This is a genomic window from Lederbergia sp. NSJ-179, assembly GCF_022867885.1.
GTDB lineage: Bacteria > Bacillota > Bacilli > Bacillales > Bacillaceae_C > Lederbergia.
In genome coordinates, this window is record NZ_JALIFP010000001.1 from 299760 (window position 1) to 314690 (window position 14931).

A 14931-nucleotide genomic window follows, 5' to 3' on the forward strand; every position below is an offset into this window, starting at 1 on the left:
TTTATCGGTAAGATTTTGCTGTAAAGGCGTTTAACTTAACGAGGTGGGGTTTGTATGACAATGCTTGAGAAAACAACACGCATCAACTATCTATTTGATTTTTATCAAGCGTTGTTGACTCCTAAGCAACAAAATTATATGTCCCTTTATTATTTGGATGATTTTTCATTGGGGGAAATAGCCGACGAATTTCAGGTAAGTCGCCAAGCTGTTTATGATAATATTAAAAGAACAGAGACTATGCTGGAAGATTACGAAGAAAAGTTAAAATTATTTCATAAATACCAAAAACGAAAACAAATCACCAAGCAAATGAAACGTTGCCTAGATGATGGTAAATTGGATAAAGTGATGCTGGAATATTATCTGGGTTTGCTTGATGAATTGGATTAGGGGGCGGCCATATGGCGTTTGAAGGTTTAGCCGACCGACTACAGGCAACAATGAAAAAAATTCGCGGCAAAGGAAAAGTTTCCGAAGCGGATGTTAAGACGATGATGCGTGAAGTCCGACTTGCCTTACTGGAAGCAGATGTAAACTTTAAAGTTGTGAAGCAATTTATCCAAAAAGTCAGCGAGAGAGCCGTCGGACAAGAAGTAATGAAAAGTCTTACTCCTGGCCAACAAGTCATTAAAGTTGTAAAAGAAGAACTAACAGATTTAATGGGTGGAGAGCAAAGTAAAATAGCTGTTGCTAAACGACCGCCAACGGTCGTTATGATGGCAGGACTTCAAGGGGCAGGGAAGACAACATTTGCAGGGAAATTAGCTAATTTATTACGGAAAAAGCATAATCGAAGTCCTTTGCTTGTGGCTGCAGACATTTATCGACCGGCAGCGATTAAACAATTGGAGACCATTGGAAAGCAATTAAATTTACCCGTTTTTTCAATGGGAGATCAAGTGAGCCCGGTAGAAATTGCACAGAAAGCGATTGAAAAGGCGAAGGAAGAACATTACGATTATGTTTTAATTGACACTGCTGGACGTCTTCACATTGATGGGGAATTGATGCAGGAATTAAAAGATATTAAAGAAGTGGCAAATCCGGACGAAATTTATCTTGTTGTGGACGCCATGACTGGCCAAGATGCTGTGAATGTGGCAAAAGCCTTTAATGATCAACTTGAGGTTACAGGTGTGGTTCTAACAAAACTAGATGGGGATACGAGGGGCGGTGCGGCCCTTTCTATTCGAGCGGTGACCGATAAACCGATTAAGTTTGTCGGTACGGGTGAAAAAATGGATGCATTAGAAGCTTTTCATCCGGAACGCATGGCCTCTAGAATTCTTGGGATGGGAGATATGCTCACACTAATCGAAAAAGCTCAAGTTTCAGTTGATGAAGAAAAGGCAAAGGAGCTTGAACAAAAATTAAGAACGGCTTCCATCGATTTTGATGATTTTCTAGAGCAACTCTCACAAATGAGGAATATGGGACCACTTGATGAGCTATTGAAAATGATGCCTGGTGCGAATAAGATTAAAGGAATGAATAATCTGCAAATTGATGAGAAGCAGCTTAATCACATCGAAGCGATTATCCAGTCCATGACGCCCCAGGAAAAACAACAGCCTGATATTATTAATTCGGGACGCAGGCGACGAATTGCCAAGGGGAGCGGTACAACCATTCAAGAGGTGAATCGCCTTTTAAAGCAATTTGAAGAAATGAAGAAAATGATGAAGCAAATGTCAGGTATGCAACAAAAAGGAAAGAAGAAAGGCTTTAAACTTCCTTTTATGTAATCTTTCCAATTGTGTCCAGCTCCGGGCGGTAGGGGCAAGAAGCTCGCAGGATGCGAGTTCATCGGCGTTGCGACAGGACGTCGCGCTCTTAGCCGATGTTCCGCTTAATAACCTGAATCCTTCGAAGGGAAAAAGCACCCTTCTACGGATTCAGAACATTTGCTTGTCGCCCCTAGGCAACCGCCCTCCGCTTTTCTAGATTGTTAAGAAAAAATACTTTACAAACAAAGGACTTTTTTGGTATTATACTATCTTGTGTGAAACTATTCGGAGGTGCTATGTTAAATGGCAGTTAAAATTCGCTTAAAACGTATTGGAGCAAAGAAAGCTCCTTTCTATCGTATTGTTGTGGCAGACTCTCGTTCTCCACGTGATGGAAGAATTATTGAAGAAATTGGCACGTATAACCCGGTTACACAGCCGGCTCAAGTGGCCATTAATGAAGAAAATGCAATCAAATGGATGCAAAATGGTGCAAAACCATCTGATACTGTCCGTAACTTGTTTTCAAAACAAGGAATCATGGAAAAATTCCATAACGCCAAGCACGGCAAATAATTGTGATAAATATGGAAAAGTTGATCTTGTCGATCGTCAAGCCTATTGTTGATTTTCCAGATGACGTTCAGGTGGAGAAAAAGGAAGAAGAGCACCGTATCATTTATAAACTTTTTACTCATGAAAATGACATTGGAAAAGTGATTGGGAAAAATGGTAGAGTGGCGAAATCCATTAGAGCCGTGATCTATGCAGCAGCAGGACTAAAACAACAAAAGAAGGTTTACTTGGAAATCGACTAATAAAGGGAGGCGAGACACCTCCCTTTTTTGATTCAAAAAGCAAGATATACATATAAAAAGAAAGACGGAGGATGATAAAATGAAAATTCTCCAGAAAGTAACAGTCAAACAAATCTTGACTGAAACAAGCAAGGAAAATTTATTGCAAAAATATAAGCAAAACAAACAACAATTACAAAAAGAATGCGACCAGCTTGTGTTTGAAATGAAGAAGCTTGAACGGAATCGTAAATATCCTTCAGGAGGATTAAAAACTCAATTTGATAAAGAAATTGATCTTCGGAAAGAAAGAATGAAATTAATTGATTTTCAAATCGAACAATTGGACATCCTTCCTCTTGGAAGCGAATTACAAGATCACGAGGTTCAGGCCATGGTTGATATTCAGGTTGGCGATAATTGGGAACAGGTTACAACAGGGAAAACGGTTGTGGTGAAAGATGGTATCATAACAGAGATAAGGGAGAGATGAAATAGATGGAACGTTGGTTTAAAGTTGGAAAAATTGTAAACACCCACGGTATACACGGTGAAGTAAGAGTGATTTCAAGCACGGATTTTCCTGAACAACGATTTGCCATTGGACAACCTCTCCATCTTTTTTTACAAAAGGACCACTCTCCCATAAAGCTCACAGTAAAAAGTCATCGCAAACATAAAAATTTCGATTTGCTTTCGTTTGAAGGATATAACCATATTCATGATGTGGAACCATGGAAGAATGGGATCTTGAAGGTTTCTGAAGCCCAATTAGAACGATTGCCAGAAGGAGAATACTATTTCCACGAAATTATTGGCTGTACGGTGATGGACGAAAACCGGAAGCCGATCGGAGTGGTAAAAGAGATTTTAACACCTGGGGCAAACGATGTTTGGGTCGTGAAAACAAAAGAGGGAAAAGAATATTTGATCCCTTATATTGAAGATGTTGTGATCAATATATCGATCGATGCTCAGGAAATTACGATCAAACCAATTGAAGGATTGCTTGACGAATGAAAATTGATATTTTAACCTTATTTCCGGAAATGTTTACAGGTGTATTAGGTGCTTCTATTTTAAAGAAAGCGGAAGAAAAACAAGCGGTCTCCTATTCCCTAGAAAACTTCCGCCGATTTTCAGATAACAAACATAAAACAGTCGACGATTATCCATATGGCGGGGGAGCTGGGATGGTCCTCAAGCCGCAACCTATCTTTGATGCGGTATCTCACTTAACAGATAAAAGTACGACAAAACCGCGAATCATTTTACTCTGTCCCCAAGGAGAACGATTTGATCAGAAAAAGGCCGAAGAACTTGCCAAGGAAGAGCATCTTATTTTTATCTGTGGTCATTATGAGGGGTATGATGAACGAATCAGAGAACATTTGGTAACGGACGAAATATCGATTGGGGATTATGTGCTAACAGGAGGGGAATTGGGGGCCATGGTGGTCATTGACGCGGTCGTTCGCTTACTTCCTGGGGTATTAGGAAATGAGGAGTCTCCCATTCATGATTCTTTCTCTACCGGGTTGCTAGAACATCCGCATTACACAAGACCTGCTGATTTTCGAGGGATGAAAGTGCCAGATATTTTATTAACTGGTAACCATGCCAAAATTGAAGAATGGAGAAGAGAACAATCGCTGAAAAGGACGAAAGAACGGCGTCCGGATTTATTAAAGTGAATGATTACTTACGTTGCGCATTCCAAAATTAAGGGGATTTCGGTAGATTCCATTTCTGAGCAATATATACAAAAAACACTCGAAAGATTAAAGGGAAATAAAACGATTGTCGTTGTCGTCCATAGGCTTTCTACTATTTTCTACTCAGCGAAAATTTCCGATTGAAAACTATGGTTCGATATGGTAATATAGCTTAGTGGCAAAGACTGTGATAGTCGCGATTGCCGTAACAACGATGTTCCGCTGCAAGGATGTAAGTTTGTATGAACTTCGGTTGGAAGGAGATGAATTCGATGCACAAATTGATTGAAGAAATTACAAAAGAGCAACTTAAAACGGATTTACCCAAGTTTCGTGCTGGGGATACGGTTCGTGTCCATGTGAAAGTTGTAGAAGGAACTCGTGAAAGAATCCAGCTTTTCGAGGGTGTTGTGATTAAGCGCCGTGGTGGTGGAATCAGTGAAACTTTCACTGTCCGCAAAATTTCCTATGGTGTTGGGGTTGAACGTACTTTCCCTTTACACACTCCAAGAATTGCGAATATTGAAGTCGTGCGTCGTGGTAAGGTTCGTCGAGCAAAACTTTACTACATGCGTAAATTACGCGGTAAAGCGGCTCGTATCAAAGAAATTCGTTAATCATCGAATGGATCTTATATGTGGACATGCAAAAGGAGCTTGGATTATACAAGCTCTTTTTTCAATACTGGATAAAGATAAGGGATGGAAGTTTTTAATTTCCTTATTTTCCTGTACAATAGTAAAGAGAATAGACAGATAGTGGAAGGAATTGGGATGGATGGTGAAAAGATGACAAAAGAAAAAAATGAACTTTGGGAATGGACAAAAGCATTATTAATTGCAGTGGCCCTTGCAGCAATTATTCGTTATTTTCTCTTTACTCCGATTGTCGTAGATGGATATTCGATGACGCCGACTTTGCACAATGGGGATAAGATGATTGTAAACAAGCTTGGAAAACCCGACCGTTTTGATATTATTGTGTTTCATGCGCCTGAGCACAAGGATTACATCAAGCGTGTCATTGGATTGCCAGGGGATACAGTCGAATATCGAGATGATATTCTCTATATCAATGGAGAGGCCTATGAGGAGCCCTATTTAGAAAAATCCAAACAGGAAATTTTTGATGGCCCGTTTACAGAAGATTTTACCTTAGAAGAAACGCCTGTAGGAACAAAAACTGTGCCTGAGGGGGAAGTATTTGTCATGGGAGATAACCGTCGTTCCAGTAAAGATAGTCGGCATATTGGTACGATTTCTATGGATGAAATCATCGGTGATACACGTATTGTATTTTGGCCTCTGCAAGATATTCGAATGGTGAAGTAATGAGTGGAGTGAAGATGTTATGACGATACAGTGGTTTCCTGGACATATGGCCAAAGCCAGACGAGAAGTAACGGAAAAGTTAAAATTAGTTGATATCATTTTCGAACTTGTTGATGCTCGTATACCTGTATCATCATCCAATCCCATGCTACAGGAAATCATTCAACAAAAGCCTAGGTTAATTTTATTAAATAAAGCGGATATGGCGGATCGACAATTAACGGATGAATGGATTGCTTATTATGCCAAGCAAGGCTTAACGGCGCTAGCAATTAACTCTCAGGCTGGTAAAGGGATGAAACAAATTATCCATTCAGCAGAAATACTGCTAAAGGAAAAACGCATGCGTGATAAGGCGAAAGGGTTAAGACCAAGGGCGATAAAGGCGATGATTATTGGAATTCCGAATGTTGGCAAATCAACCTTGATTAATCGACTAGCTAAACGAAATAGGGCCAAAACAGGCAATATGCCGGGGGTTACGAAAGCACAACAATGGATTAAGGTTGGAAAAGAACTAGAACTATTGGATACCCCGGGGATCCTATGGCCAAAGTTTGAAGATCCGATTATAGGTTATAAACTCGCATTAACAGGTGCGATTAAAGATACCCTATTAAATATGCAGGATATTGCTGAATTTGGTTTGCAGTTTCTCTTAAATCATTATCCCAAAAAGCTTTTAGAACGCTATCAACTTGTTGAGTTGCCAACAAATCTCTTGAATGTATTTGGAGATATTGCTATATCTTCAGGTTATGTGACTTCTGAAGATGAACCAGATTACGAAAAAACGGCTGAACGGATCGTGCGAGATATAAGAATGCAGAAGTTTGGAAATCTAACCTTTGATTTTCCAGAAAGTATAGAAGAATAATGGTGTCTAACATGAAAACATTATCTATCGCTAAGGTGGAGCAAATTTTAAAACATACACAAGATGAAGAAGATCCTATCTTAATGGACTTAAAAGCAGATAGGCGAAAAGGGATTCAGACGCTTCTGAGGCGTTGGTATAAGCAAAAGGAGCAGGAAAAAAAGGACTGGGAGCATTATCAGTCCATGTCCACTTATGAAAAACAAGCTAGACAGATGGGTTACCATTTCATTGTGGGGATCGATGAAGTAGGACGTGGTCCGCTAGCAGGACCTGTCGTGTCCGCAGCGGTTATTTTACCTGAAAATCATTACATATTCGGTCTAAATGATTCAAAAAAATTGACAGCCAATAAACGTAATCAGCTTTACCAACAAATTATGGATCATGCCATTTCTGTCGGAATTGGCATGATCTCATCAGAAGAAATAGATCAATTGAATATTTTTCAGGCTACAAAAAAGTCTATGCTGGCCGCCCTCCAAAATTTGCAGGTAAAACCAGACTTTTTACTTATTGATGCCATTCAATTAGAGAGTATCTACCCTGAGTTACCGATTGTCAAAGGCGATATGTATAGTGTTAGCATTGCCGCCGCTTCGATCGTCGCCAAAGTAACGCGGGATCAGCTCATGACAAAATACCACTCCCGTTACCCCGAATATGGCTTTCAAGAGCATAAGGGGTATGGAACGAAAAAACATTTAGAAGCCCTTAAACAATTTGGACCTTGTCCCATTCATCGTACCTCATTTGAGCCGATAAAATCGCTACTTAAAGAGCGTGTTCAAAAAGGAGGATAAAAAGGACCAAGAAGTTCGAGGCGGCGCAGCTTTGAGCAGCGGAACGTATGCAGTTAATACGTGAGCAGCGGAAAAGCAAGCCAACGAAGAAATTCGCAGTGTCATTTTTACCGGAGGCCTGCAGGACGCAGGTCACAAAGGCGTTGCGACAGGATGTCGCGAATTTAGCCTTTGATCCTTATTTTTGAACATCCACTACTTAAAGAAGGAGAATAAATGATGCCATTTCATTCCATAATCCGTTCTTTATTACAAACTCCCGTTGCTACAGAAGGAAGAGGCTTGGAATTGAAACCAGGTCAAATTTTCTATGGGAAATTAGGCAAACTTTTTTCTGGTCAATATGCGGAAATTTGGTTAGACGGTCAAAAGTTAATGGCGAAAATGGAAGCTCCTTTAATAAGCGGGAAAGGATATTGGTTTCAAGTTTCATATAAGTCTGGGGAAATGATCTTAAAGGTACTTAATAAAGAACAGGGCCCTTTTGCCCGTTCTATTCAGCCTAATTCTTCTCCACACCTTCTCGGTCTTCGCGATACAAAGACTCATCAGGCGTTCACTAAATTTTTAATGGATGAACAACTATCATTCACAAAGGAAGAAATACATCAGGCAGCGCATCTTTTATCTTTAGCAGATCATTCCGATACGGGCATGCAGATTTTAAAGGTTATGAACAGGAAAAATATCCCTCTCCATGAAAGCCTTTTTAAATCCTTACTTGAAGTCCATAAAGAGACAACAATATCGAATTCTATGGGTCATTTACGGCAGTTGCTCATAGACGAAAAACATGTAAGTGAAACGGGAAAAGCCATTTTAAAATTATTGGAAGAATGGGAAATGCCTGTACAACATAGTAAGAATGACTTGTCAAATGAATCTGCGCGACAAGTGGCTTTGACAAAAATGAAACAGTCCATGATGAGACTCGGTTTAGACTACGAAGCTCGGTTATTTCATAATCAATTTAAGAAAGAAACAATCGAAACATCATTCAAGCCACTACTTGTAAAATATGTCCAAGAAGAAACAGTTGGAAATTCTAAGGCTCGGGATGTGGCCGAAAGTTTATTATTAAGAATGAATGGTCAACAACTTTTATCTTTAGGATCCAATCATATACAAACACTTCTATATGAAATCCCCATCCAATTGGGCACTGTTTTGAGTGATCTTACCATACAATGGACGGGTAGAAAGTCCGAGGATGGAAAACTAGATACAGATTATTGCCATATTATTTTTTACTTAGACCTAGAATATCTAAAAAAAACGATTGTGGACATGCAAGTTCAAAATCGGATTGTTAGCATTCTTATTATCAATGATTTTATAGAAGTAAAACAGTTGGCGGAAACTTTTATCCCTGCCTTGAGATCTGGTTTAGAAGAGATTGATTATCGTTTATCTGGGGTTCACTTCAAGTCATCTGATCAAGAAAACAAACAGACTCAAACACGACCATTATCTCAACAAGGAGATTTTGGAGCTGGAGTGGATATAAGGGTATGAAGGATCAAAAACAAGAAAACCAAAAAAGGAAAGAAGCGATTGCGCTTGGGTATCAAAGGGATCAACACGAAGCACCAGTAGTGTTAGCAAAAGGGAAAGGAATGATTGCCGAAAATATTTTGGAAAAAGCCAAGATTGAGCAGATTCCTGTCCAACAAGACCCTGCATTACTCGAATTATTGGGGCAATTACATATAAATGAAACAATACCAGAGGAACTATACCAAGCCGTTGCCGAGGTGTTTGCGTTTGTTTACCGGTTGGATCGACAAAAATCGCATAGCTGATTATTTTTATTATGCTTGTAGGGGAAATTCCGGGAGTGGACAGAAAGTTGTCGTTTTAATACAATAGATACGGCAACTTATTTTTTTACTGGATGACAGGAGGATGGAAAATGAATATCCATGAATATCAAGGTAAAGAAATCCTCAGAAAATATGGGGTGACTGTACCGAATGGAAAAGTCGCTTTTAATGTGGATGAGGCAGTAAAAGCAGCAGAGGAACTTGGCTCTGATGTATGTGTCGTCAAAGCGCAAATCCACGCAGGAGGACGAGGAAAGGCCGGCGGGGTGAAAGTAGCGAAAAATTTGGATGAGGTTCGTACATATGCGGATGAAATATTAGGGAAAACGCTTGTAACCCATCAGACAGGTCCTGAGGGGAAAGAAGTAAAACGCCTTCTTATTGAAGAAGGTTGTGATATCAAAAAGGAATATTATGTCGGAGTGGTTGTCGATCGGGCTCGTGACCGTGTCGTGATGATGGCTTCCGAAGAAGGCGGTATGGAAATTGAAGAGGTTGCCGCGAATACACCGGAAAAAATCTTTTATGAAACCATTGACCCTGTTGTAGGTTTATCAGGATTTCAAGCACGCAGACTTGCTTTTCATATCAATATACCAAAAGAACTAATAGGGAAAGCAGCGAAGTTCATGATGAGTCTATATAACGCCTTCGTTGATAATGATTGTTCCATCGCTGAAATTAACCCACTGGTCGTAACAGGTGATGGAAATGTGATGGCGCTAGATGCAAAGCTGAACTTTGATGATAATGCCTTATTCCGCCATAAAGATATCCTCGAATATCGTGATTTGGATGAAGAAGATCCGAAAGAAATTGAGGCATCGAAGTATGACCTTAGCTATGTAGCATTGGAAGGCAATATTGGCTGTATGGTTAATGGTGCAGGACTTGCGATGTCAACAATGGATATTATCAAACATTATGGCGGAGACCCCGCTAACTTTCTTGATGTTGGAGGCGGCGCAACAGCTGAAAAAGTAACCGAAGCCTTTAAAATTATCCTTTCCGATAAACATGTAAAAGGAATATTCGTCAATATTTTCGGCGGTATTATGAAATGTGATGTGATTGCGACAGGTGTTGTCGAAGCAGCAAAAGAAGTGGGTCTTGAAGTTCCCCTTGTCGTTCGTTTAGAAGGAACGAATGTAGAACTCGGCAAGAAAATTTTGAATGAATCAGGAATTGAAATTGTGGCAGCAGGATCAATGGCTGATGGTGCACAAAAAATCGTTGAATTAGTAAGTTAATCCCATTCAATCGGTTGTTATATATGCATCATTAGAAATATGAAAGGCAGGGAAAATCATGAGTGTTTTTGTTGATAAACATACAAAAGTCATTGTGCAAGGGATAACTGGCTCTACAGCACATTTCCATACAAAACAAATGCTTGAATATGGAACGAAAATAGTGGGAGGCGTTACCCCAGGAAAGGGTGGAACAGAAGTAGAAGGTGTTCCTGTCTTCAATACAGTTGAAGATGCGGTAAATTCTACTGGAGCAAATGCTTCCGTTATTTATGTTCCTGCACCCTTTGCGGCTGATGCGATTCTAGAAGCAGTGGATGCAGAACTTGATCTTGTCATCTGTATTACAGAACATATTCCAGTATTAGATATGGTAAAGGTCATTCGCTATATGGAAGGCAAGAAAACCCGTTTAATTGGACCAAACTGTCCTGGAGTCATTACACCGGATGAATGTAAAATTGGCATTATGCCAGGATATATTCATAAAAAAGGACATGTAGGGGTTGTTTCCCGTTCTGGTACTTTAACCTATGAAGCTGTTCATCAATTATCACAAGAAGGGGTCGGACAATCGACAGCAGTGGGAATTGGCGGAGACCCTGTGAATGGTACGAATTTTATTGATACGTTAAAAGCTTTTAATGAGGATCCGGAAACAGAGGCCGTCATTATGATTGGAGAGATCGGTGGAACGGCAGAAGAAGAAGCTGCCCATTGGATTAAAGAAAATATGACCAAACCTGTTGTCGGATTTATCGGCGGACGCACAGCACCTCCTGGAAAACGGATGGGGCATGCCGGGGCGATTATTTCTGGCGGAAAAGGAACAGCGGATGAGAAAATTCGCATTATGAATGAATGCGGAATTGAAGTCGCAGAAACTCCTTCCGTTATCGGTGAAACAATGATTAAAGAGCTTAAGAAAAAAGGTTTATATGAAAAGTGTAAAACACATTAATGTTTAAATGCGTGTTCAAAAGGAGGATAAAAAGGACCAAGAAGTTCGAGGCGGCGCAGTTTCGAGCAGCGGACTTGTACAGGATGTACTGACTTCTGCGTTGCCCACAGGACGTGGGCGGTTTTAGCAGAAGATCCTCATCCCTAAATACATGAGCAGCGGAGAAACAAGCCAACGAAGAAATTCGCAGCGTCATTTTTACCGGACTTTTTGAACATCCTCTTCAAAGAAATCGTGCAGATAGCGCCTCTTCGCTTTAGAATAGGGGCTATCTGTTTTACGAAAGGAGCATGATTAACATATTTAGAGATAAATTATTTCATTTAGTTCATTCTAGTTTTTTAAGTCATCAATCCATTTACAAACTCCTTCAAGTAGATCCAACCCTAACCCATCTTTATACAATGCCTCCAACTAAGCTTCAAAAAATTTTTCGTTTTGATGATAAAAAGATGAACAGGTTTTCAAAGGAGTTTGAATCCATTCAACCGGAAAAGCTTTTTCGTCTCTATCAATCTCGAAATATTCATTTTATCACAATATTGGATCCCGAATATCCGCCCTTACTAAAAGAAATACATGACCCACCATTCGTCCTCTTTTTACAAGGAAATTCAAGCTTATTTCACGGTAGATTGCTTGCCATTGTTGGTGCCCGAGATTCTGATCACTTCGGAAAAAACTCCCTTCGATTACTCATGCCCGATTTAATTCAAGAGAAATTAACAATTGTTAGTGGTTTGGCCAAAGGAGCGGATACATTTGCTCATGAACAGGCAATTGAATTTGGCGGAAAAACAATTGGTGTGTTAGGTGGAGGGTTCTTTCATTTATATCCACGTGAAAACAGGAAACTTGCGGAGTTCATGGCCCGGGAACATTTATTAGTATCAGAATACCCTCCTATAAAAAAACCTGAAAAATGGCATTTTCCGATGCGCAATCGAATCATTGCGGGTCTCTCTTTGGGCACACTTGTTATTCAGGCCAAAAAGAGAAGTGGTTCACTCATTACAGCCGATATGGCTTTGGATGCAGGGAGAGAGGTTTATGCCATTCCCGGACCTATCCATCATAAACTTTCAGAAGGCACGAATCATTTAATCCAACAAGGGGCTAAACTAGTTAGCTCAAGCACAGATATCCTTGAGGAATTATATTTTAGAAATTGACATTCCTCCATAAACAAGTTATAACTAAAAATACTTATTTCTATTGGAGAATTTGTTTTTTCAATTATTAGAGAAAGCGCTTATGATTTTGAACTATTGACAAAATGAAATTCGCCATATAGTATTTACTCTGATTTATAGATGTAAACTGCACAAATTATTTTTGATGGAAAAGACCTTTCTACAATAAATAATGGTAAAGGCGAAAAGCCATAGAGGAATAGAATACATGAGTGGATCATTAGAGCTTTAGGGAGGATTTTTTTTATGTCTGATTATCTAGTGATTGTGGAATCGCCAGCAAAGGCGAAAACCATTGAACGATATTTAGGAAAGAAATACAAGGTCAAAGCGTCCATGGGACATGTGATAGATTTGCCGAAAAGTCAAACTGGAATTGATGTTGAAAATCATTTTAAGCCCAAATATATCACTATCAGGGGGAAAGGCCCCATTTTAAAAGAGTTGAAAAAAGCGGCAAAAAAGGCAAAAAAAATCTATTTAGCAGCTGACCCGGATCGAGAAGGAGAAGCAATTGCTTGGCATTTAGCGAATAGTTTGGATATCGATATCGATTCAGATTGCCGAGTCGTTTTTAATGAAATAACGAAAGATGCGATAAAGGAATCCTTTAAACATCCACGAGCGATTAATATGGATCTGGTTAATGCACAACAGGCTAGACGGATTTTAGACAGATTGGTGGGCTATAATATTAGCCCTCTTCTTTGGAAAAAGGTGAAAAAGGGATTAAGCGCAGGCAGAGTACAATCTGTAGCAGTAAGAATTATAATTGATCGGGAAAATGAAATTAAGCAGTTTACGCCAGAGGAATATTGGTCGATTAATGGAGATTTTAAAAAGGGTCGTGATTCTTTTCAAGCGGATTACTTCGGAGTAAGCGGGAAGAAAAAGAAATTAAGCTCCAAAGAAGATGTAGACGCGATTATGAATATGTTAGATGGAAAGGAATTTCTCATCGACTCTGTTGTGAAAAAGGAAAGAAAGAGAAATCCGGCTTTACCTTTTACGACTTCTTCTTTGCAACAAGAGGCGGCGCGTAAATTAAATTTTCGGGCAAAAAAAACAATGATGCTTGCTCAGCAGCTCTATGAAGGCATCGAGATTGGGAAGGAAGGAACGGTTGGACTCATTACCTATATGAGAACTGACTCAACACGAATTTCCGAGGTTGCACAAAAAGAGGCTGCTGAATATATAACCGACCATTACGGTAAGGAATATCGAAAATCGGGACAATCAAAAAGCTCAAAACCCGGGAATGCGCAAGATGCCCATGAAGCTGTCCGTCCAACAAGTGTCTATCGGCAACCTAACTCTGTTAAGCCCTATTTATCAAGGGATCAATTACGGTTATACAAACTAATCTGGGAGAGATTTGTGGCCAGTCAAATGGCTCCTGCAATCATGGATACAATGACCGTCCATATGTTAAATGGCTCCGTAAATTTTCGTGCGAACGGATCGAAAGTGAAATTTCCTGGGTTTATGAAAGTGTATGTAGAGGGAACGGATGATCAGCAGGAAGAAAAGGAAAACCGGCTGCCTAATCTTCAAGCAGGGGATAAAGTTTTAGCTGAGAAATTATTGCCTAAACAGCATTTTACTCAACCGCCTCCCCGCTACACAGAGGCAAGACTTGTTAAAACAATGGAAGAATTAGGTATTGGCCGTCCATCTACTTATGCTCCTACTTTAGATACGATTCAAAGGCGTGGATATGTAGCGTTAGATAATAAAAGATTTGTGCCTACCGAATTAGGTGAATTAGTCCATGCACTTATGTTGGAATTTTTCCCAGAGATCATTGATGTAGCTTTTACAGCGAAAATGGAATCGGAATTGGATGAAATTGAAGACGGAAAAGTAAAATGGGTTACGATTATAGATGATTTTTATAAAGGATTTGAAGAGGATTTAGCAAAAGCTGAAAAGGAAATGCGTGAAGTCGAAGTAAAGGATGAGCCTGCAGGGGAAGACTGTGAAAAATGCGGAAGCCCGATGGTAATAAAAATGGGGCGGTACGGTAAATTTATGGCCTGTAGCAATTTTCCCGACTGTAGAAATACAAAGCCAATTGTCAAACAGATTGGCGTTCGTTGCCCTAATTGTAAGGAAGGGAATATAATTGAAAGAAAAAGTAAGAAAAAGCGTTTGTTTTACGGCTGTGATCGTTATCCCAAATGTGATTTTGTCTCTTGGGATAAACCATTAGAACGTCCTTGTCCGAAATGTAATGGTGTACTTGTAGAGAAAAAAATCAAAAAAGGAATTCAAGTCCAATGTAAAGACTGTGACTATAAAGAAAAGCCAGTTAACTAATGTAAAAAGACTATTCCATAAATGCCCTTATGGAATAGTTTTTTTACAAAGGTAAGTATAAAAATTGGCTAGTGTAAGGATATAGCTCCGGGCGCCTTGCACATTTCTAAACTTTAAATTTTTAATACG

Annotated in this window: 17 protein-coding genes; all 17 read left to right on the forward strand. The window is 39.6% G+C overall.

The window, feature by feature from the left end:
* The first annotated feature begins 60 nt into the window (after positions 1-60).
* The 17 genes from MUB24_RS01550 (at position 61) to topA (ending at position 14802) form a co-directional block, all read left to right on the forward strand.
* Positions 61-393 carry a putative DNA-binding protein gene (locus tag MUB24_RS01550; protein ID WP_244700538.1) on the forward strand — a complete coding sequence of 111 codons (333 nt, stop codon included), beginning with the start codon at positions 61-63 and terminating at the stop codon, positions 391-393.
* 11 nt (positions 394-404) lie between these two features.
* Positions 405-1748, forward strand: coding sequence for a signal recognition particle protein (gene ffh / locus MUB24_RS01555; protein WP_244700259.1), 1344 nt, complete (start codon positions 405-407; stop codon positions 1746-1748).
* Positions 1749-2033: 285 nt separating this feature from the next.
* Positions 2034-2306, forward strand: a complete 273-nt coding sequence (rpsP, locus tag MUB24_RS01560) for a 30S ribosomal protein S16 (protein ID WP_244700262.1) — start codon at positions 2034-2036, stop codon at positions 2304-2306.
* Positions 2307-2317: 11 nt separating this feature from the next.
* Complete coding sequence (locus MUB24_RS01565) at positions 2318-2548, forward strand: KH domain-containing protein (protein ID WP_244700265.1); 231 nt, start codon at positions 2318-2320, stop codon at positions 2546-2548.
* A 79-nt stretch (positions 2549-2627) separates the two neighbouring features.
* Positions 2628-3020, forward strand: a complete 393-nt coding sequence (locus MUB24_RS01570; RefSeq protein ID WP_244700269.1) for a YlqD family protein — start codon at positions 2628-2630, stop codon at positions 3018-3020.
* Positions 3021-3025: 5 nt separating this feature from the next.
* Complete coding sequence (gene rimM / locus MUB24_RS01575) at positions 3026-3547, forward strand: ribosome maturation factor RimM (protein WP_244700271.1); 522 nt, start codon at positions 3026-3028, stop codon at positions 3545-3547.
* On the forward strand, positions 3544-4221 hold the full coding sequence (gene trmD, locus MUB24_RS01580) for a tRNA (guanosine(37)-N1)-methyltransferase TrmD (protein WP_244700273.1): 678 nt from the start codon (positions 3544-3546) through the stop codon (positions 4219-4221). Before rimM ends, trmD begins: the two co-directional genes overlap by 4 nt.
* Before the next feature lie 293 nt (positions 4222-4514).
* Positions 4515-4859, forward strand: a complete 345-nt coding sequence (gene rplS / locus MUB24_RS01585) for a 50S ribosomal protein L19 (protein WP_244700275.1) — start codon at positions 4515-4517, stop codon at positions 4857-4859.
* Between the two features lie 171 nt (positions 4860-5030).
* Positions 5031-5573, forward strand: a complete 543-nt coding sequence (lepB, locus tag MUB24_RS01590; protein WP_244700541.1) for a signal peptidase I — start codon at positions 5031-5033, stop codon at positions 5571-5573.
* A gap of 19 nt (positions 5574-5592) precedes the next feature.
* Complete coding sequence (ylqF, locus tag MUB24_RS01595) at positions 5593-6450, forward strand: ribosome biogenesis GTPase YlqF (protein WP_244700277.1); 858 nt, start codon at positions 5593-5595, stop codon at positions 6448-6450.
* An 11-nt stretch (positions 6451-6461) separates the two neighbouring features.
* On the forward strand, positions 6462-7253 hold the full coding sequence (locus MUB24_RS01600) for a ribonuclease HII (protein WP_244700279.1): 792 nt from the start codon (positions 6462-6464) through the stop codon (positions 7251-7253).
* Between the two features lie 216 nt (positions 7254-7469).
* Complete coding sequence (locus tag MUB24_RS01605) at positions 7470-8768, forward strand: hypothetical protein (protein ID WP_244700281.1); 1299 nt, start codon at positions 7470-7472, stop codon at positions 8766-8768.
* Positions 8765-9055, forward strand: a complete 291-nt coding sequence (locus MUB24_RS01610) for an EscU/YscU/HrcU family type III secretion system export apparatus switch protein (RefSeq protein ID WP_244700284.1) — start codon at positions 8765-8767, stop codon at positions 9053-9055. The genes MUB24_RS01605 and MUB24_RS01610 overlap by 4 nt, the downstream gene beginning before the upstream one ends.
* Before the next feature lie 110 nt (positions 9056-9165).
* Positions 9166-10326 (forward strand): ADP-forming succinate--CoA ligase subunit beta, encoded by a 1161-nt coding sequence (gene sucC, locus MUB24_RS01615; RefSeq protein ID WP_244700287.1) that lies wholly within the window; start codon positions 9166-9168, stop codon positions 10324-10326.
* A 58-nt stretch (positions 10327-10384) separates the two neighbouring features.
* Positions 10385-11287, forward strand: a complete 903-nt coding sequence (gene sucD / locus MUB24_RS01620) for a succinate--CoA ligase subunit alpha (RefSeq protein ID WP_244700290.1) — start codon at positions 10385-10387, stop codon at positions 11285-11287.
* A 290-nt stretch (positions 11288-11577) separates the two neighbouring features.
* Positions 11578-12459, forward strand: coding sequence for a DNA-processing protein DprA (dprA, locus tag MUB24_RS01625; RefSeq protein WP_244700293.1), 882 nt, complete (start codon positions 11578-11580; stop codon positions 12457-12459).
* A 267-nt stretch (positions 12460-12726) separates the two neighbouring features.
* Positions 12727-14802: a type I DNA topoisomerase gene (gene topA, locus MUB24_RS01630; RefSeq protein WP_244700296.1), complete on the forward strand. Its 2076-nt coding sequence runs from the start codon at positions 12727-12729 to the stop codon at positions 14800-14802.
* Positions 14803-14931: the final 129 nt, after the last annotated feature.